The 21,076-nt window shown below is 41.3% G+C and carries 15 protein-coding genes; 10 read left to right on the top strand and 5 right to left on the bottom strand.

What is annotated here, in order from left to right:
• Positions 1 to 123: 123 nt before the first annotated feature.
• From H6G83_RS02640 to H6G83_RS02630, 3 genes are all read left to right on the top strand, one after another.
• Positions 124 to 2,145, top strand: a complete 2,022-nt coding sequence (locus H6G83_RS02640; RefSeq protein ID WP_190466536.1) for an ATP-binding protein — start codon at positions 124 to 126, stop codon at positions 2,143 to 2,145.
• Between the two features lie 77 nt (positions 2,146 to 2,222).
• Positions 2,223 to 5,609 carry a PAS domain S-box protein gene (locus H6G83_RS02635; RefSeq protein ID WP_190466533.1) on the top strand — a complete coding sequence of 1,129 codons (3,387 nt, stop codon included), beginning with the start codon at positions 2,223 to 2,225 and terminating at the stop codon, positions 5,607 to 5,609.
• Positions 5,610 to 5,746: 137 nt separating this feature from the next.
• Positions 5,747 to 6,124 (top strand): response regulator transcription factor, encoded by a 378-nt coding sequence (locus tag H6G83_RS02630; RefSeq protein WP_190466530.1) that lies wholly within the window; start codon positions 5,747 to 5,749, stop codon positions 6,122 to 6,124.
• A 75-nt stretch (positions 6,125 to 6,199) separates the two neighbouring features.
• On the opposite strand, the gene H6G83_RS02625 is transcribed toward H6G83_RS02630, so the two are convergent.
• The 3 genes from H6G83_RS02625 to H6G83_RS02615 form a co-directional block, all read right to left on the bottom strand.
• Positions 6,200 to 6,748, bottom strand: a complete 549-nt coding sequence (locus H6G83_RS02625; protein ID WP_190466528.1) for a hypothetical protein — start codon at positions 6,746 to 6,748, stop codon at positions 6,200 to 6,202.
• A gap of 607 nt (positions 6,749 to 7,355) precedes the next feature.
• Positions 7,356 to 9,197 carry a P-loop NTPase fold protein gene (locus H6G83_RS02620; RefSeq protein ID WP_190466525.1) on the bottom strand — a complete coding sequence of 614 codons (1,842 nt, stop codon included), beginning with the start codon at positions 9,195 to 9,197 and terminating at the stop codon, positions 7,356 to 7,358.
• Positions 9,198 to 9,254: 57 nt separating this feature from the next.
• Positions 9,255 to 9,416, bottom strand: a complete 162-nt coding sequence (locus H6G83_RS02615) for a hypothetical protein (RefSeq protein WP_190466522.1) — start codon at positions 9,414 to 9,416, stop codon at positions 9,255 to 9,257.
• Between H6G83_RS02615 and H6G83_RS02610 the strand changes: the two genes are divergently transcribed.
• A complete protein-coding gene (locus H6G83_RS02610) occupies positions 9,410 to 11,935 on the top strand; it encodes a cyclic nucleotide-binding domain-containing protein (protein WP_190466519.1) in 2,526 nt (841 codons plus the stop codon). The genes H6G83_RS02615 and H6G83_RS02610 overlap by 7 nt on opposite strands.
• Positions 11,936 to 11,944: 9 nt before the next feature.
• Positions 11,945 to 12,067, top strand: coding sequence for a hypothetical protein (locus H6G83_RS35775; RefSeq protein WP_277876272.1), 123 nt, complete (start codon positions 11,945 to 11,947; stop codon positions 12,065 to 12,067).
• Positions 12,068 to 12,074: 7 nt separating this feature from the next.
• On the opposite strand, the gene H6G83_RS02605 is transcribed toward H6G83_RS35775, so the two are convergent.
• Complete coding sequence (locus H6G83_RS02605) at positions 12,075 to 13,133, bottom strand: hypothetical protein (protein WP_199328297.1); 1,059 nt, start codon at positions 13,131 to 13,133, stop codon at positions 12,075 to 12,077.
• A 730-nt stretch (positions 13,134 to 13,863) separates the two neighbouring features.
• On the opposite strand from H6G83_RS02605, the gene H6G83_RS02600 reads away from it, so the two are divergent.
• From H6G83_RS02600 to H6G83_RS02585, 4 genes are all read left to right on the top strand, one after another.
• Positions 13,864 to 14,304: a SufE family protein gene (locus H6G83_RS02600; RefSeq protein ID WP_190466515.1), complete on the top strand. Its 441-nt coding sequence runs from the start codon at positions 13,864 to 13,866 to the stop codon at positions 14,302 to 14,304.
• Between the two features lie 12 nt (positions 14,305 to 14,316).
• The gene (locus H6G83_RS02595; RefSeq protein ID WP_190466512.1) at positions 14,317 to 15,228 is read left to right on the top strand and encodes an alpha/beta fold hydrolase; all 912 of its coding nucleotides are present in this window, start codon (positions 14,317 to 14,319) and stop codon (positions 15,226 to 15,228) included.
• A gap of 366 nt (positions 15,229 to 15,594) precedes the next feature.
• Positions 15,595 to 16,011, top strand: coding sequence for a XisH family protein (locus tag H6G83_RS02590; protein WP_190466510.1), 417 nt, complete (start codon positions 15,595 to 15,597; stop codon positions 16,009 to 16,011).
• Complete coding sequence (locus H6G83_RS02585; protein WP_190466507.1) at positions 15,999 to 16,334, top strand: XisI protein; 336 nt, start codon at positions 15,999 to 16,001, stop codon at positions 16,332 to 16,334. Before H6G83_RS02590 ends, H6G83_RS02585 begins: the two co-directional genes overlap by 13 nt.
• A gap of 444 nt (positions 16,335 to 16,778) precedes the next feature.
• On the opposite strand, the gene H6G83_RS02580 is transcribed toward H6G83_RS02585, so the two are convergent.
• Positions 16,779 to 17,327, bottom strand: coding sequence for a GNAT family N-acetyltransferase (locus H6G83_RS02580; RefSeq protein ID WP_190466504.1), 549 nt, complete (start codon positions 17,325 to 17,327; stop codon positions 16,779 to 16,781).
• Between the two features lie 611 nt (positions 17,328 to 17,938).
• On the opposite strand from H6G83_RS02580, the gene H6G83_RS02575 reads away from it, so the two are divergent.
• The gene (locus H6G83_RS02575; RefSeq protein ID WP_190466500.1) at positions 17,939 to 20,722 is read left to right on the top strand and encodes a M16 family metallopeptidase; all 2,784 of its coding nucleotides are present in this window, start codon (positions 17,939 to 17,941) and stop codon (positions 20,720 to 20,722) included.
• Positions 20,723 to 21,076 lie beyond the last annotated feature (354 nt).

Below are 21,076 nucleotides of genomic sequence, written 5' to 3'. Positions count from 1 at the left end.
TGCCGATTTTTTTGGGCAGACTAATACTGAGAGTAAATTGATATATTTTTAACTTTTGTGGCAGTAGTCACTGTGTTGATTGAAATCTGCTCATTCAACCATAGACTTTAGATAGGGTGCTTTATGTCTGTAGTTAACCTCAAAAAGATTCTGAACAAGAAAGAGTTACTGGCTCTGCTGGAGGACTTAGTTAACGAAATCAACGTAGCCGTGAGTGTAGAGTTGGTGGATGGTACACCAATTATCTGCATTGGGGAGCAAACTGCACAAAGTCGCTACCCAATTGAGGTGTCAGGAGAAATCATTGGTTGGGTGGTTGGCGAAGCAGGAGCAAGCATAGTAGCTAATTGGCTGTCATTTGTAGGAAAACAAGAAGCGGAAAAGAAAGTACTGGCTAAAGAATTACTGGAGCGATACCAGGAAATAGATTTGTTTGAGGATATTTCCACACAACTGACCAGAAGTTTAGATACTAGACAGATTGCTCAACTTGTGCTTCAGGAATTGCATCAGCTAATTGAATCATCTGCGGGCATAATTTTACTGTTGAGCGCAGATGGAAGTGCCTTTGAGGTGATTGCGGAATTTGGCAGATTTTTTCACCTCAGCCAACCGCAACCAGATAAAGGAATTATTGGCTACATTGTGCAAACTGGGCGGGCGGAGCTGATCAATAATGTACAAAGCGATGAGCGAATCGATGAGGAAAAAAACGTCAACGCCTTAATTTGTGTGCCATTGAGAGCAAAAGAGCGGATACTAGGAGCGATCGCTATCGGTACAACCAAAACCGAAGCATACAAAGCCGAACATCTCAAACTCGTGAGTATCTTTGGCTCACAAACTGCGATCGCCATTGAAAAAGCTCTACTCTACGAGCAAAGCATTCAAGCCACCGCCCAAGCTCAAGCCCAGACAGAAAAACTGCAACAAGCCCTGCATGAGTTGCAATTAGCCCAAACCAAATTAATCCAAAGTGAGAAAATGTCGAGTTTGGGGCAACTTATGGCCGGAGTTGCCCACGAAATCAACAACCCAGTTAACTTTATTTGCGGCAACTTGAAATATGTTGCCGAATATGCAAAAGACTTGTTACACCTGCTGCAAGAATATGAGAAATTAATCCCACAAATGCCGCCGGAGTTAGAAGTAGAATTAGATGCCATCGACCTGGAATTTATTAGAGAGGATTTGCCCAAACTCTTAGATTCAATGAAAATAGGTAGCGATCGCATTGTGGAAATCGTCAAATCCTTAAAAAACTTTTCCCGCCACGATGAAGCAGAAATGAAAACCGTCAACATCCAAGACGGTATCAACGGTACACTAATGATTCTCGGCCATCGCCTCAAATCCACCCCTCACCATTCAGCAATTGAAGTCATCAAAGACTACACAGACATTCCCTTAATTGAATGCTACCCCGGAGAGTTAAATCAGGTGTTCATGAACATCTTGGCTAATGCTATTGATGCCTTAGAACAGTCAATAGTCAATAGTCAACAGTCAATAGTCAATAGTCAACTGTCAACTGTCAATAGTCAACTGTCAACTGTTAACCATGAAATTTTGACTACACCCCAAATCACTATTCGTACCGAAGCCATAGATGACCAATGGGTAGTAATTCGCATTGCTGACAACGGCCCTGGTATTCAGCCAGAGATCATGGAACGCATTTATGATCCCTTCTTCACTACAAAAGAAGTTGGTAAGGGAACAGGGCTAGGTATGGCGATTAGCCACCAAATTGTAGTAGAAAGACACAGGGGAATTCTTAAATGTCGTTCTCAACCTGGACAAGGGACAGAATTCTGGATTCAAATTCCTGTTCATTGTTCGGCTATGGATGTTGCTCCCCAACGTTACTCAATTTCTGACCAGAAAGACACAGCCCCACAAAATAGCGACTCAGAAAACTTCATTCCCTCAAATACCCCCATTCTCCGACCGCAAGAATTGCTCAACCGCCATGCTCAATTGATCCGGCGACTGGCACAACGTAATTCTTCCTTAGAGACTACATCATCTGAAGATATTTACCAAATTTTCCAACGTCACCCCATTTCGTTGAAGCTTTACGCCACCTTGTTGTCCTGTTTCTATAATCTTCAACCTACTCATAACCCCAATCACATAGATTAACATTTTGCCACCGTGAATATCGGTAACAACAATGTTCCTGTCTCCTACTCACATCTACCAATCAGGAAACCACAACCATGCCCAGCGAACTTAATGAATATAATCACCTCCTGTGGGAAAAATGTCCCGTTGGTCTAGTATTATGGAACACACAGGGTCAGCTAATTGATGTTAATCCTACTTATGCTGCTATGTTGGGGCATACTGTTGCCGAAATCCTTAACCTCAACTATTGGCAAATTACTCCAGACACCTATATTGCCACTGAGCGAGCCTTGGTAGAGAACCTGGAACAGAATGGTTGTTATGTCCCCTATGAGAAGGAGTACATACACCAAGATGAACACCTAGTTCCAGTAAGAGTTTCCAGTGTATTGATTGAGCGCAATGGGAAGCAGCTAATCTGGTCGAGTGTAGAGGATATTAGCGAACTCAGACAAGCTCAACAAGAACGCCAACAGACCGAAAAAATCTTAAAACAGAGCGAAGCAAGATACCGCTCTTTGATAAAAACTAATACACAAATTGTTTGGATCAGTACACCGGAAGGGATTGGCTTTGGACTGGAAGACTGGATGGCTTACACAGGGCAAACTTTAGCTGAAGCTGAAAACGAAGGTTGGATTGATGCAGTTCATCCTGATGATCGTGATTATACCATAGAAGCCTGGGGTATTGCCGTAGCCAACCTCAGCCAATATCAAGTTGAATACCGCATTCGCGGCAAGGATGGCAACTATCGCTACTTTTGGGTGTGGGCCGCTCCTGTGATTGAAGAAGATGGTATTGTCCGGGAATGGATAGGAACTTGTACAGATATTCACGATCGCAAATTAGCAGAAGCCGAAAATCAGCGTCTCAAAGAACGATATCGCTCTTTGGTAACAGCTAGTTCACAAATTGTGTGGGGGGCTACTGCGGATGGGCAAGGGATCAGTACTGAACTGGCTACTTGGATGGCTTATACAGGCAGAAGTGAAGCTGAGATTGCGGGTTGGGGCTGGGTGGAAACCATTCACCCTGATGACCGTACCCACACCTCACAAGCTTGGAATACAGCCTATAGCAACCGCAGTATCTACCAAACCGAGTATCGCATACTTGGGAAAGATGGTAATTATCGCTACTTCTCTGTATGTGGTGTTCCGGTCTTGGCCGCAGATGGCAGTATTCAAGAATGGGTAGGTACTTGCACCGATATTCACGAACGTAAGTTAGCAGAAGCGGAAAATCAACGATTATTAGATATGTTGAACCATTCCAGCGATGCCATTATAGTCCGCGACATGAACGAGAAAATCTTATACTGGAATCAAGGAGCTGAAAGGCTCTACCATTGGACGCGAGAGGAAGTGATAGACCAGTATATTTACGCTTTTCTGAAAAAAATCTTTCCTAAACCCAAACAAGAGATTACAGCCGAGTTATTGCAGCAAGGCAACTGGGAAGGAGAGGTGCAACACCTCACCCATGATGATCAGCTGATTACCGTACAAAGCCGATGGACTTTACAACGAGATGCCAATGGTCAGCCCTGCGCGGTGTTAGAAATTAATACTGATGTTACTGCTCGTAAACAAGCCGAAATCGCTTTACGGCAACTGAATCAAGAATTAGAAGCCAGAGTTGCCGAACGGACTGCGGCACTACAAGATACCCTAGCGGAAGCCCAAGGTTTAAATGCCATTTTGGATAACTTGGCGGACGGTTTGTTAGTAGTAGATACCACAGGACAAATCACCCATTTCAATCCTGCGTTTTTAGCGATGCACGGATTTACAGCCAATGACCTCAAGGGACATTATCGGGACTTGCCAATATTTGGTTTAGCAGATTTAGTAGAACGAACCCAGTCCCGTCCCGGTGACGTATTTGCGGCGGAGGTGGATCTGGCGAAGGAACGCATCGGTCAAGCTGTAGCGACCGCCATATTTAAGCGGAAGGCGGATAATGAGCCTGCTACCTGCTTTGGTTCGGCGTTGTTAATTCGGGATGTGACGGTGGAAAAAGAAATTGACAAGATGAAGACTGATTTTATTTCCACGGTTTCCCATGAGTTGCGGACACCGCTCACTTCCGTCCTGGGTTTTGCTTCCATCATTCAAGAAAAGCTACAAAAAGATGTCTTCCCCGTACTGTCTACCGAAGACCGCAAGCTACAAAAAACCATCAAGCGCGTAGCTGATAATTTGAATATTATCGTGTCGGAAGCCGAAAGACTGACATCTTTGATTAACGATGTTTTAGACATCGCCAAGATGGAAGCGGGAAAAGTAGAATGGCAAATGCAGCCTATAAATCCGGGTGAGTTAATAGAATGGGCCAGCAATTCCACAGCCGCCTTATTTGAAAGCAATGGTTTGCAACTGATTAGCGAAATTGATTCCCCATTGCCGCAGATCATAGGCGATCGCAATCGTCTGTTACAAGTCCTCATCAATCTCATTTCCAACGCTGTCAAGTTTACTGAATCTGGTTCTATCACCTGTCGCGTCAAACAAAGCAGCGATGGTGTGTGTATCAGCGTCATCGATACAGGTATTGGTATTGCACCCGAAGACCAGCCGAAAGTATTTGAGAAATTCCGCCAAGTTGGCGATACCCTCACCGACAAACCCAAAGGTACAGGGTTAGGATTACCTATCTGCAAACAAATTATTGATCATCACGGGGGTACAATTTGGGTGGAAAGTGAACCAGGCAAAGGTAGCACATTCTCATTCCTCATACCTACTTATGCTAGCGATCGCCAAACAAATACTCATCTCAATCTCGATGCCCTAGTCAAACAACTCAAAGAACACGTTATCACGACTCACACTGTACCAAACCAAAAACGCAAAACTATTCTCATTGTCGATGATGATGCCCACATTCGAGAATTACTACATCAACAACTAGAAAACGAAGGCTACAATGTCCGCGAAGCTAAAGATGGCATGGAGGCGATTCAACAAATCAAAATCATCCATCCCGATTTGATTATCATGGATGTAATGATGCCGCAAATCAACGGTTTTGATGTAGCAGCTGTCCTCAAAAATGACCCCCAAACCGCAGACATTCCCATCATTATCTTATCAATTATTGAAAATAAAGAAAGAGGTTATCACATTGGCATAGACCGCTATCTCACCAAACCCATTAACACAGAGCAACTCCTCAACGAAATCGGCTCATTGCTGACCCAAGTTACATCTAGTAAAAAGGTCTTGGTTGTTGATCAAAATGAGTCTACTTTAAAAACCATTTCCGATGTCTTACAAGCTCAGGGCTACAACGTCATCGAAGCCTCAGATCCCCAAGAATGTATTCACAAAGCTCTGTCAGCTAAACCTGACATGATCATCATTGATTCTATCTTCTCCCAAGAAGCCGACTTTGTAAAGACCCTCAGATTTGAAAAAGACTTAGAAAATGTCTTATTCATCTGGGGGTTAGGGACTGGAGAGATGGGGGAGTAGGGGAAAAGGTTAAAGGGGAAAGGGGAAAGGAGAAAGGGAAGAATTTAAATCCTTTACCCCTTACCCTTGTCTCTTTCTCCTATCTTCCCCCAATCCCCAATCCCCAGTCCCCAGTCCCTAATCCCTAATCCCCAACTATGAACCAGAAAATTCTGATTGTTGACGATGAACCTAATATTGTGATTTTAATGGAACAAGCCTTAGAATCACTAGAAGAAGAAGGCGTGGAACTTTTAACTGCCAGAAATGGAGTAGAAGCTCTGGAAATTATTAAAACTGAAAAACCAAATCTGGTATTTCTCGATGTGATGATGCCTAAAATGAGTGGTTTGGAAGTTTGTCAGCTCGTTAAAAATGAACTGGAAATGACTGATGTCTACATTATTATGTTGACAGCAAAAGGACAGGAATTTGATAAACAAAAAGGAATTGATGTTGGTGCTGATTTATATTTAACTAAACCATTCCGTCCCAAAGAAGTGTTAGAAAAATCTATCCAGATATTGGGTATTTGAAGAAATTTTTATCTTTAGAGATTATCGGTTGTAGGGGTGTATATCTGTCATAGGTGTCATAACCCCTCACCTATACTACTTAGGGCGATCATAATGAGCTTTACTTTGACCATCAAGCGTTTCCAGTACCAAAACTTCCTGACCGTTGTCGTTCTTTTCTAAAGACCAGCTATAGGTTTCTACTTTAGCTGTATTGCGGCGTTGATAGGTGTTGGAGGCGCTACATTGCTGACCTTTAACAAAGCTGTTGCTAGGCTCAAAAATTAATTTCTCACCGTCTATTTTGACCTGGCCCTTTTCTTGAATAAATAAGTACGAAGCGCAATCATAGGTGCTAGTTTGCAGTAATCTGGCACGCTCGTAGTTGCCATTGGGTGTGACTTTGAAGCGATCGCTAGAACCATTCGGTTGTGCTAATTCTCCAGTATAGCCTTCTTTATGTTGAATTGGAGATATCCGACGATAACCCCATTCACCTTGTAGTTGACTTGGTATCCCATCCGCACGACTAATATGAGGAATGGAAACAAGGCTAGCTACAAGGGTCAAATTTAGGGTTCCTTTAGCAATGCGAACAAGGGAAGATGTAAGAATTTGTGCCTTATTGTTAAGTTGCGATCGCATAACCGTTTAGTTCTTCAGTTGAATAGTTTTGTGGGTAGAAAAATCTGTTTGTTAAGACATCAGCTATAACTTAGGAACTTATGCAGTTAAAATCAGGTTATACCAATTTTTTCTGAAGCTGCGCTAAATAAAGCTTCAAGAATGAAATCGTCACAAGTGAGAGCAGTAATAACCGAAGGGGTAATAGTTTTAATACCAATTCTTGATGAAGTTGCGCTAAATAAATTATCAGGACTTACGCACCAATGTTATCTGTTAAGACTGGGTGTAAGGGTGTAAGGGTGTAAGGGTGTAGGTTTTGAAGGCTTACCCCCCTACACCCCTCTCTTACAAAGTTCTGATCGCCGGAAGCCGGCGCTCAGACTTTGCGTTATACCCCTATACCCTTGTCAAAACCCTTGATTTTTCGTTTTCATGCGTAAGTCCTAATTATGTAGAAATTGGCAGGTCAATCTCTATAGCCAGAAATAATGTGCAGGTTCATCAAGAGACGATATAACTAGCTAGCAGAACTTGGTGAGATAGTATGCTAGAGGGATTTTTGGCAATCTATCTAATGGTAGAAATAAATAGTGAGCGATCAGTCAAAATTATTTTTAAATTAATACTAATCATTACCTCTTGTATCTTTTATTTCCTCTTCATTCTCTATATCTATGCCATATAGAAACTTTGCTCTAATAGCATTCAGAGAACTGCCCTTTGCCAAAATAGTTATAGCCTCTTTTAAGCGTTGAGATGCAACATCACCCATCTTAAGGCAGTATCTAACCATCCTAACTAAGCCAGAATCACCTTGTTGAAGCCATTCAACATATTCTTCGATAGTACAGTTATTTAAAAACTCAATATCTTCGTAAGACCAGGGTTCGACGTATGATAAATCACTGTAATTATTTATTATTTTTTTCAAAACTCCAGTAATATCACGATTTACATCAAATTGAGATATTTTATTTTCTAATTCTAAGTTCAAATCATAAAAATTATCTACTTTATTTCTTAGACTTTTCAACAGGTGGGGTGGTGATTTTCTAATCATATGGGCTAATAATTGTCTTTTATATTCAAGGATATCTTGTTTAATATTCAAACCAATATCAACGGCAGTATTTTCTATTTTTTCAAATTCTTCTATAGTTAAATCAAGATGATGCTCTTGAATAAAAGTAGTTAACCTTTGACAAATTTCTTGGCTGGAATCTTGAAAAGAATTATAATAAGGTTCCCAAATATAAGAGGATTTTTCAATAATTTGTTTTTGCTTTTCTCTTACATTAATGAAATCATACTTTCTGATAAATTCCTCATTATTGTAAAAATAGCTTTCAACCATTTGAATAATTTCTTTATCAATTTCTAAAACATTATAACCTAAATAACTTAGGTAAGATATTGTACTTATTCTATCATCCAAATCTTTAATATTCTCTCCACTATTTATAAATGAATCTATTAAATTTGAAATTGTTTTAACACTAATTTTTCTAAAGCCACTATAAAAATTTATATCAAATCTTGCCAGTACAATTATAATAATATTTATAATTATTTGCTTACGTAATCTTGGGTGGCAATCTGGTATTAAGCTTATGATTTCATCAATTAACCATTTACATTTGTGTATAATGCGAATATTTCTTGTATAAGTTTTTTTAAAAACTTCTAAAATTGTTTCTATATCATGACTATCTTTTTCAAATACAACAAATAAATTTTCTTCTACTGTTGGTTTAAATTCGGCTTCAAAATCAATAACTTTTTCTCGATATTTTGTAAGAACATCTTTCGCATTTTCCCCAAGAGAGTCTTCGTCATAAATCAAAATTACCTTACATTCTTTTCTTTGAGCTATATTCTCAACAAATCCGAGTATTTCATCTAATTTTAGATTAGATGTTCTTTCAAGATCGTCAATACATATAACTGATTTACTTATCTTCTTATTGAAGAATAAATTCAGCCCTAATGGTATAACTGAACCTGATAATGAAAATGTGATATCTTGCTCCTTAAGATTTCCCAAATTAATCTTAGATATTGTTTCAGAATTATTTAAAATAAAATCCCGTATATGTTTTACTTTATTTACAAAAAAATCAAAAATATTTTTTTTGATTGAAGATATGTTACATATTTTATTAAGTATGTGGATACTTTCAGATGATTGAGATAAACTTTTTTCGTTTGGGCTTTCTTGATAGTTATTAAAATTTGTCAATATTTGTATTTTTAGCTGTTCAATGGAAGATAAACCAAATACAGAAGCATAATAATATTCCTGCTTGCACTCAGATAGAAACTCCTGTACTATGTAGCTCTTTCCCACACCCCATTTACCTTTGATAGCAAGCACTTTATAATTTTTATTATCTAAAAATTTTTTGAGAATAATTTTTATTTGCTCTCTGTTGACTGTAGAACTGGTTATGGTTGATTGCTCAGTCATAATAAGTTACAAACTCCAATAAAAAAAGTTTTGTTTTCCAATGTATTAATTTATCAACTAACTACTGCGACTAAAAAACACCGCCGCCGCCACAATTAAACCCAAAAGCACTAAAGGAACCCAAAGGTTCGGTAAATCAGATAAACTCATGACATAGCTATGATTAGGGATATCCCTTTTATACAGCAAGCAGCCGACGCGGAGAAACCAGGATGACATCTCCAGATACAGTTATATGGCTACAAGAGCGGACAACTTTAGGTATTCTCTCACCTGCGGCACTGGATGCGATCGCCCAAGTTCTGGAACCGCAAACCATACCCAAGGGAACTACCCTAGTTGCAGAAGCCACCCCCCCAGCAGCACTTTACATCATCCAAGATGGACAGTTAGAAAGCGAGACTAGTAATCAAAATAGTTCAGTTTTAGCCCGTGGCTTCCTACCAGGGGCAGTAATTAACCTGCAAGAATTACTCTTAGATGAACTCACATCATGTAAAATTGTTACTCTGACAGAATCTCATGTCTGGGCTGTACCTGCGGCTAAATTTCGGGACTTAATTAGCAAATATCCCGAAATTACCAAAGCCTTTTCTCGTCAGTTGGCGCAGGAACTAGCACAGGTAACATCTGCATTAACTTACGAACAGGAACGTTCTGTGGCGTTGCGTCCCTATTTAGTCACCAAAGCGCAACGGGGAATTGTCGGGACAAGTCGTTACGCCGTGCGTCTGCGGGAACAAATTCGCGAAGCTGCGGCTGATAGGAAGTCAACAGAAATATTTGGTGAACCAGGGTTAGAGAAGGATAATATCGCCGCTTTGATCCATTTTAGTTCGCCCAAACGACGCGAACCAATTATTAAGGTCAATTGTAGCATTTTACAAACTAGCGGTGCTGACTTATTTGGTCGTGCTGGCGGGAAGCCTGGACTGTTGGAATGGTTGGGGGAAGGTAGTTTAATTCTCAACAACCTGCAAGAATTACCGCCTGAGTTATTACAACCTGTGGCGCAGTTATTAACCACAAATATGTATACTCCTGTAACAAGGGCGGGGGAACCCACGGCGGAACCACGCAGCAACAAAGCGCGAATTTTCATTGTTTCGGAAAAAACCGAGGCGAAAATTGAACGCTGTGTGGGACATATTATCAAAGTACCACCGTTACGGGTGCGGAAAGCTGATATTAAATCTCAGGTTGAATATTACACTAGTTTGTATGTGCGATCGCGTGGAGTTAGCAAACCCCAAATTACCCCAGAAGCTTTACGCCGCTTACAATCATACGATTTTCCCGGCAACCTCAAAGAATTGAAAAACCTGGTGGAACGGGCTATTGTTCAAGCTGGGGAACGTCGCGAATTAACAGAAGAAATCTTCTGGGCGGCGGAAACCAAGAAAAAGCAATATCGTGTCAACCTTTTAAACTTATATCCAGAGTTACGGCGGTTTTTGCGGAGTTCTTGGTGGCCTGACAAAATTAACTATGGTTTTACAGTGGCGGCGTTTGCGTTTGTTGTGGGTGTGTTGTTCGTGGGGCCGCAAACACGCGATCGCAATTTTGCCTTAAATTTATTTTGGGCTTGGTGGTGGCCTATCATCCTGTTTATTTTCCCCTTCTTAGGACGGGTGTGGTGTGCTGTCTGTCCCTTTATGATTTACGGTGAAATCACCCAAAAATTATCGCTGTGGCTATTCCCGCGCAAACTCCAACGCTGGCCGCGAGAAAATGCCGAAAAATGGGGCGGATGGTTTTTATTTGGTTTATTCACCTTAATTTTTCTCTGGGAAGAACTTTGGCATTTAGAAAATACCGCCTATCTTTCCGCCTGTTTACTATTATTAATTACCGCCGGAGCAATGATATTTTCTGCCCTATTTGAGCGGCGATTTTGGTGTCGCTATCTTTGTCCTATTGGCGGCATGAATGGTTTATTTGCTAAACTTTCCATGACAGAATTGAGGGCGCAACAAGGCATTTGTTCTGCCACTTGTACCACCTATCAATGTTACAAAGGCGGCCCCGAAAAAGGTGAAGGAAGGGAAACAGATGGTTGTCCCTTATATTCTCATCCTGCACAGTTGGAAGATAACCGAGATTGTGTGTTGTGCATGACTTGTCTCAAAGCCTGTCCCCATCGTTCCGTTGAGTTTAACCTGCGTCCCCCTGGAATTGAATTGTGGACAACTCATGTACCGCGTAACTATGAAGTTGCATTGTTGTTATTGCTGTTAGGGGGAGTTTATTTACATCGTTTACCGGAATTACTAAATTGGTGGGGTTTGCAACTTGATTTAACTCAATTTTGGCTACATTTGGGAATCTCAATTTTAGCTTTATTAACTCCGGCGGCTGTAGTTTTGTCAGCTTACGGTTTGATAAAATTATTCAATACTCGCCGTAAACCTCGACGCTTTATTGAACTTGCCTATGGTTATTTACCATTAGTATTAGGAGGAAATTTAGCTCATTATCTGCGTTTGGGTTTAGGTGAAGGAGGAAAGATTTTACCCGTAACATTTGCCACTTTTGGCTTAAGTGGTGAACAATTACCAATATTAGTAGCACACCCAGCAGTAATTGCTTTTTTACAAGGTGCAACTCTCATCTTTTCGGTGCTGTTGACAATATTATTGACTCAAAAAATTGCTCGTCAATCTTTCAGAGCTATGCTTTGGCAACATCTAGCAGCTATAATTTTAGGTGCTACTATGTGGGCGATTATTGTTTTTTAACAGTGAACAGTGAACAGTGAACAGTTATCAGTTAAATACCTTGGTGAAACACCACAGCAATTGGTGGAAGGCGTAGGATGGCGCTTCTTTATCCCCCACCATACGCCGTCAGAACTGATAACTGGTAACTGATAACTGTTCACTGATTTAATGGTGGTGCTAGAGGTCGTCTTCGTTTTCCACCGCCACCAATGCTATTAGGGCTATTATTATCAACAACTTTTAGCTGACTGAATAATGTATTTATATCATTAAAAAAATCACCTTTGTTCCCCGACAAACTGAAGCCGTAAGCTTGCTTAACTTCTTCAAGAACTCCAGATTCCATATTAATATAATAAGCATCCCAGGCTGCATCATCAACCACATAAGCACCATAATCTTGAAGGGCTTGGAATATCTTTTTACCTGGGATAGTTTTCAGTTTAAGACTTTTTTGTTTGACTTGAGGTGGAATAGCTAATAAGCTTCCTTGTACTAATGCCCGATTAGTACCCTTGTATCTTTTAGCGGCGTAAGAGTCAGCGCGATCGCCTGGATAACGAAAACCTTTTCTCTTATTAGAATAGTAAAGATATTTCTCTCCCCAGATTAACACTTTTAGAGCGTGAGCAATTGGTTTATTATTAGTTAATTCACCTTTACGAATAGAGCCACCAAAACTAGATAATCCAGAACCAAAATGCGCTCCTCCTCTACCATCACTATATATAGATACATCGGGGAAGTATCTCCAACCATAAATCGGCCCTCCTTGAACACATCGTGCTAATACACCAACTTGCACCAATGTTTTCCCATCAGGAAGTAAAAAAGCAGCCGCATTATTTGGTGTATTGTAAGGCTTAGTTGTAGCATCGGGAATAATTAAATCGTCAGGAATTGGCAAAGAAATATAAGCTGTATTCTTACCCTGACATCTTTTAGTCCAGCTACCTGGAGTGTAAAGGGGTCGTTTGGGATCGGTAGCTTTTAGCCTAAAAAAATATTCAGTATCAGGTGCTATCCAAGATGCTGGTTTAATGTTTGCAGGCACATATTTAGCCTTTGAGCCAATTGGTGTATTCCAAATTGAATTAGAGCTAAATGGTTGTAGCCAAGGGTCACGAGTATTTTGACGCTGAGTTTGTGCTAATACTCCTATGGAAGTTAAGGATAATAAAAAAAATAAAATCAACGAAATAATTTTCTTGTACATAAAAGATTTCGCCAAGTTCCTAAATTGATTAAATCGCAGATTATTAGCAAGTTAATCTTGAAATCTCTCCTCCTGAAAAAAGTAGGTAGCGGCTATGTCTTACCAACCATGATACTTATATATCAAAATCAAGCAAGTATGAATTTTATATGTGGTTGTCTTGCTTGTGGTTAAGTCTTACACTCTTAGAGATGATTTATAAAGTAAATCTGAAATTGTAGTGGAATGTCTAGACTAAATTTGTGCATTAGCAAACTCTTGTGGGATGGGCATCTTGCCCGTCCAGTGCAGGCAAGATGCCTACACCACAAGAAAATTTTTTGCAACCTTTTAGCCTAGACACGCCAGTAGTAGCGTGGCAAGCCTAAACTTGTGCATTAGCGAAAAATCTATCATCTTGTTCATCTGCGTTCATCTGCGTTCATCTGCGTTCAAATTTATCCAAACCTATTGCCACATTTTAGCCTTGCCACGCTAGTAGGGTGCGTTGAAGCAGCGCTTAACGCACCGTATTTGCTGGTGCGTTACGGCTAATTCCTCATTTCGCCAACGTTCAAATCCTGACATAGCCGTAACACACCCTACTTAATATTTACTAAACCCTTACACCCTTACACCCCTAAACCCTTACACCCTTACAACCTGAGTGGGTAAGTCCTGACTGACTTGCAGCGATCGCTCCAAAGATAATCTAAACTCAAGGTGAGAACGATTATTCACACAAGCTCTTATGTCTTCCAGTTTGGATTCTTTACCACCTGCACTTGCTAAAATAGTCCAGCGCTTTCAACGTGCTACCGACCAAAAAAGACGTACCGAACAGTTAATTGCTTACGGTAACAAGGTCAAGGATTTTCCCCAAGAGGACAAAATACCGGAAAATAAAGTTCCCGGTTGTGTATCTCAGGTATACATCACTGCTGCACTCAATGATGGTAAGGTAGTATATCGTGCTGATTCTGATGCCTTCATCAGTAAGGGAATGGTTGGTCTGCTCATTGAAGGATTAAATGGACTGACTCCGACGGAAATATTGGAATTGACCCCTGATTTTATCCAAGCCACTGGTTTAAACGTCAGCTTGACACCTTCCCGCGCCAATGGATTTTACAACATATTTAAAACCATGCAAAAAAAGGCGTTGGAATGTAAGTTAGAAGCATCGGGCTGATGAGACAATGTTATGTCTACTAATTTGTTATCTACCACTGACCCTACTGGATTTGGTGGAGTAGTTAAAGAATTTCTCTGGCAATGGGAAAATCAACCATTACGAGTGGTGTATGAAACCCTTGGTCAAGGTTCACCACTTTTACTATTACCAGCTTTTAGCAGTGTATCTACCCGTCTGGAAATGGCGGAAATGGCTAGGTTATTAGCGCCCCATTTTCAGGTGGTAGCAGTAGACTGGCCGGGGTTTGGCGAATCTTCCCGTCCCAGTTTAGATTACCGACCAGAAATTTATCAAAAATTTCTCGCAGATTTTGTTCAAGCTGTTTTTTCAACCCCCATCACCGTGATAGCGGCTGGTCACGCAGCTAGTTATGTGTTACAACTGGCGCAAAAACAGCCGAATGCTTTCTCCAAAATTATTTTAGTAGCACCCACTTGGCGCGGCCCTTTACCAACAATGGGTGCAAATCAACTCTTAGCGGGGATGGTGAGAGGGTTAGTGCGATCGCCTATTGTGGGACAAGTCCTCTACAAACTCAATACCACACCCTCATTCTTAAGTTTTATGTACCGCCGTCACGTTTTCACCGATGCGGATAGACTCACACCCAGTTTCATAGACAAAAAGTGGCAAACAACACAACAACCTGGAGCAAGATATGCTTCGGCGGCTTTTGTCACAGGTAATATCGACGCTGTACACAACCAAGCTGATTTTTTGGCGTTAGTGCAGTCTTTATCTGTACCCCTGATGGTAGTTATTGCTGAATCAAGTCCACCCAAATCACGCGAAGAAATGAATGCGATCGCCGCACTACCAGGAGTGCAAAGTGTAGTAGTTCCCGGTTCCTTGGGACTGCATGAGGAATACCCAGCCGCTATTTTTTCCGCCATTGAGGATTTTTTATTCCCACCACGTTAGGTAACTCATATCTTGCACCATTAGATTATTGCGAAAATCAAAGCCTAAAACCCCTATTATTTCGTAGGGTGGGCATTGCCCACCACCTGCTTATTGAGAAGGTGCAAGATATGAATTAGGTAATGAGTTAACAGTTATCAGTTATGTTCACTGATAACTGTTAACTGACACACCCAACCCCTAAAATTCATCTTGCAGCATAGCAAACTATATCTCATTAAACTGTTTGTTGAATTCTGTTGCCGATAGCAAGTAGTAGAAATATGTATTATTAAATAAAATATCTTATTTCTCCGGGTATATCAATCAGATTTGTCCTCATGAGTTTGCTATAATAATGGACGAAAAAGACTTAAGTTTAAGTTAATGGCTGCTAAAGACATTTTTCATGATGCAGTTAGGAAAGGGCTAGAAAAGGATGGTTGGGTAATTACAGACGACCCTCTAAGAATTCGATCAGGTAGAGTTGATATGCAAATCGACTTGGGAGCAGAAAGAATCATTGCTGCTGAGAGAGGAGCAGAAAAGATAGCGGTTGAGATTAAGAGTTTTACTAGCCCGTCGAATATTTCTGAATTTCATATGGCGTTGGGTCAATTTCTTAACTATCGTGTTGCTTTAGAGGAACAGCAGCCTGACCGTTTTTTATATTTAGCAGTTCCGCAGAGTGCTTATCAAACATTTTTTAACCTGCCATTTGTGGAAACTATTATTGAACGTTTTCAACTTAGCTTGCTAGTTTATGATCCAAACAATGAGGTGATTTTAACATGGAAAAAATAGAGCAATATCGGACATATATCCAACAATTACTAATTGAATATGCTAAGGGAAGTCCATCAGATGATGAGGTGGAGACAGAACTGATTTTTGACACGGAACGGGATCATTATCAGGTTGTTTATACAGGTTGGAAAAATCGCCGCCCTATGTATGGTTGTGTTTTACATCTCGATATTAAAAATGATAAGATTTGGATACAGTATGATGGAACTGAAATTGGTATCGCTAATGAGTTAGTTAATTTAGGAGTTCCAAAAGAAGATATTGTTCTAGCATTTCATGAACCATTGGTGAGACAGTATACAGGTTTTGCAGTTGGTTAAATTTATTAATTCGCGCTGGAATTTTTATGGCGATCGCAACGCACTCTACAATATCTTTCAAGAAACACAGGTGACAGGTGACAGGTGATAGGTGACAGAAAGAAAAAAGGGAATAGTTGTGTTTCTTTCATATTTTGCGGGAGCGTTCATCGCGCCCTTTGATAGGCTGATAGATTACTGTTATAGCAGTCGCCTGATAAATTAGGACATTATCTAATCTTAAAACCTATCATTTCCAAGACTTTCAGCCCTGTCCCCTGTCTGACTTTTCACGGGATCTGGAAGACCTCTCTCCAAACCTCTCTCCTACAAGGAGAGAGGCTTTGATTTCTCCCCCTTCCCTACTAGGGAAGGGGGCTGGGGGGTTAGGTCTGTCGTTAGCTTTTCCACATGACGTGAAAAGTCAGGTCCCCTGTCCCCGGCTATAACTGACACACCCAGTCCCTAAAATTCATCATGCAACATAGCAAACCACAGCTCGTCTACCCAGTTGTTCTTAAACCACAAACTCTTAATAAAGTGACCTTCACGACGCATACCCACCCGTTCTAATAACTGAATAGAAGCTATATTTTCTGGGTCGCAGTTAGCGCGTACTCTGTGCAATTTCTGCTGCTTAAATAAATAATTCAATAAACAAGTTACTGTTTCCGTTGCATAGCCTTTCCCTTGATGTTGACGCGCTAAAGTAAAGCCAATTTCCGCTTGTTTGCCATCATCAGCTAAAATACAGAAAGCACAGTCACCAATCATTTCCCCTGTTGATTTAAGTTCAATGGCTAGCTGATACCACTCACCTAAAATACCAGGGGTTAAATTCTGCAAAGATTCGATAAAAGCTGCGGCTTGTGCTTCTGAATAAGGTATATCCCAACTTTGATATTTTGCTATTTCTGGAGCAGAGCGATAAGTGGCGAATGCTATCTTATCGCTAATTTGAAACTCACGCAGTAACAAGCGTGGAGTTTCCAGCTTAAGAGTAAATGAAGACATAATTTTTGGTAAAAACTAACTAGTGGACTGACACGACTAAAATGTTGCATAAATATAACTCTTGTGGTGTGGGCATCCTGCCCGCACCGGACGGGCAAGATGCCCATCCCACAAGAAAAAAATCATGCAACATTTTAGCCTTGCCACGCCACTAGTGGACTGACACGACTAAAATAGTTCATTAACCAAAAATCTATCATCTTACTCATCTGCGTTTATCTGCGTTTATCTGCGTTCAATTTTTTCCCCAATCTAATGGTAAATTTGGCGTTGCTGAATCAAGATATGAATTTGTCTCACGCAAAGGCGCAAAGGCGCTAAGTTACAAAGAAAAAGGAAGGTCATTTTGCGATTTCATATTCCAATTCAGCAACGCCGTAAATTTTAGCCTTGCCGAACAAATTAAACAAACAGAGCAAATAGCATGATTGCCTGCTAAGTGGTTGTGATGTATCAAGCGTAACTGCATTTTCCGTCAACCGTCAACAAATTTTGCAAGTCAAGCCGATAATAGCGATCGCTAGTTACACTGATAAACGAAAAACTTTTACGGTGGTGTGTGGTTTCATCTTCTGGGACTGTGTTTGATAACTTAAAAAAGTAAATCGTCTATGAAGCTACGTCTATATATGCTGATAGGTTTTGTCCTCAGCCTGCTTCTGAGTATATTGCCTATTGCTGGCAATTTTACTTATGCTGCTGCACCTGCAACAGAGGTTGCACCTGTTTCTGGGTTATCCTTGACCCAGGGAGTGCATAAAACTGTTTTAAATAACGGTTTAACGGTTCTCACCAAAGAAGTACATACTGCACCTGTGGTAAGTGTGCAGGTTTGGTATAGAGTTGGTTCCCGAAATGAGCAGAAGGGAGAAAATGGGATTTCTCATCAGCTTGAGCATTTAATGTTTAAAGGTACGAATGACCGTCCAGTGCAGTTTGGACGGTTATTTAGTGCTTTGGGTAGTCAATTTAATGCTTTCACCAGCTACGATGAAACGGCTTACTTCGGGACAGTGCAGAAAGACAAACTCAAAGCACTGCTGACTCTGGAAGCAGACCGCATGGAAAATTCTCTCATTGGTGCAGAACAACTGACCAGTGAAAAAAAGGTGGTAATTTCTGAACTACAAGGGTATGAAAATTCACCTAATTATCGCTTAAGTCGGGCTGTGATGCAGGCGGCTTTCCCCAACCGCGCCTATGGTTTGCCTGTGGGTGGAACTAAAGCCGATGTGGAAAAGTTTACAGTAGAACAGGTACGGAATTATTATCAAACTTATTACAGCCCAGATAACGCCACCTTGGTAATTACGGGAGATTTTGACACAGCCTCTACTCTCAAAGCTGTTAAGGATGCGTTTGGTAAATTACCCAAGCGAGGACAGGCGGATAAGCAGACAAGGGAAGTTGGGAATAACAAGACTCCTGTTTCCCCAACTGGGGCAAAAGCGCCAATTGTGCTGAAGCAACCGGGAAGTGTATCCTTAATGCAATCTGTGTATCCGCTACCAGATGTCAAACATCCTGATGTACCAGCAATTGATGTCATGGATGCCATTCTCACCGGGGGACGTAGTTCTAGACTATATCAAGCTTTGGTAGAATCTGGTTTAGCTAGTTCTGTCAGTGGTGGTGCAGCAGAACTAATTGAGCCTGGTTGGTATGAGATTAATGCAACGGCTGCTCAAGGGCAAGAGTTAAGCAAAATTAACCAGGTAATCAAAGCCACTTTGTTAGAATTACAACAAAAGCCTGTTTCCCCAGATGAATTAAATCGGGCGAAGACACAACTGCAAGCTTCCTTTGTCTTGGGAAATCAGGACATTACCAGCCAAGCTAGTCAACTGGGATATAACCAAACTATCACGGGTGATTATCACTATATTGAACAATATTTGGCGGCGATCGCCAAGGTTACAGCCGATGATATTCAACGGGTAGCCAAAACCTACCTCAACCCCGCTAAAGAAACCATCGGCTATTTTGAACCAACCCAAGTAGATGGTCAAGCCGCCAGCAGTGGTGCGCTTGAAGGTCGCACTGTCGAGAATTTCAACCCTGGTAAGCCTGTAGACCCGGCAGAATTGGCTAAATATTTACCTCCCGCCACCTCAACAACCAACACCAGCAAACAATCTTTACCTCAGCAATTTTCCCTCACCAACGGTTTGCGGGTACTCTTGTTACCCGACCATAGTGTGCCTACTGTTAACCTGAGTGGACAAGTTAACGCCGGGAGCGAGTTTGATACCAATCAAAAAGCTGGACTAGCTAATCTGACTGCTGGTAATTTATTGAATGGGACAAAGACGAAAAATGCTCTAGCTTTAGCCCAGGCTTTGGAAGACAGAGGAGCCAGTTTAGGGTTTAGTGCGACTCGTGAAGGTGTCAGCATCGGTGGTCAAGGCTTATCAGCTAACTTACCAATATTAGTCCAGACTTTGGCAGATGTATTACAAAATGCCTCCTTCCCCCAAGAACAGCTAGAACTTACCCGCCAAAGGGCATTAATTAGCCTGAAAGCGCAGTTAGATGATCCTAATAGTCTGGGAAGACGGGTATTTCAGCAAGCAATTTACCCAGAAAACCATCCCTTTTACAGCTTCCCCACAGAGGCGAGTTTAACAAATATTAGCCGTGAAGATGTGGTTCGTTTCTACCGTCAACATTACCGACCAGACACGACAACCATCGCCATAGTTGGAGATTTTGAACCAGACAAGGTTAAACAATTACTCAACCAATCTTTGGGTAAATGGCAAGCAATTGGTCAACCGCCTACGGTGAAGGTAGCTAATGTGTCATTGCCTGAAACTTTGACCAGGGTGAATAAGGTAATTCCCGGTAAAGCCGAGGCTGTGACCTATCTGGGTTACAGTGGAATTTCCCGTAAAGACCCGCGTTACTATGCCGCATTAATACTGAATCAGATTTTAGGCGGGGATACCTTATCTAGCCGCTTGGGTACAGAAGTGCGCGATCGCCTGGGTTTGACCTATGGTATTTACAGTGGGTTTGCGGCTGGTGTCAACCCTGGCCCCTTCCTGATTCAAATGCAGACAGCGCCCACCGATGCAGAGAAAGCGATCGCTAGTACAATAGCTTTACTCAAACAGTTACGCGAACAGGGAGTGACCCAAGCAGAAGTCAACACAGCCAAACGCACAATTACCAACAGCTACCCTGTAGAGTTGGCTAATCCTAGTGAGGTATCTAGCATCATCTTGGATAATTCTGTGTATGGGTTGTCAGCCTCAGAAATCCGAGAATTTCCCCAACGCATACAAGCTGTAACTATGGCTGACGTGCAGCAAGCAATTAAAGACTTGATTAAGCCAGAAAATCTAGTAGTTGTCACAGCCGGGCCTGGAAATACCACACCTGGCGGTGGCTGATTTTCTTGACATTGACCCCTCTGCAAACTTATCCCCGTTTTGGGGAGAGGTTTGCAGAGGGGTTTTTTAGATATGACTTACGCACCAATGTTATCTGTTAAGACTGGGTGTAAGGGTGTAAGGGTGTAAGGGTGTAGGTTTTGAAGGCTTACCCCCCTACACCCCTATACCCCTATACCCTTGTCCAAACCCTTGATTTTTCGTTTTCATGCGTAAGTCCTATTAGATATGAATGAGTATCTGAGGTGGATGAATGAGTAGTTGAGGTGGATGAATGAGTAGTTGAGGTGGATGAATGAGTAGTTGAGGTGGATGAATGAGTAGTTGAGGTGGATGAATGAGTAGTTGAGGTGG

The organism is Anabaena azotica FACHB-119 (genome assembly GCF_014697625.1).
In the GTDB taxonomy this organism is placed as follows: Bacteria; Cyanobacteriota; Cyanobacteriia; order Cyanobacteriales; family Nostocaceae; genus Trichormus; species Trichormus azoticus_A.
This window is presented reverse-complemented; position numbering and strand designations above follow the sequence as displayed.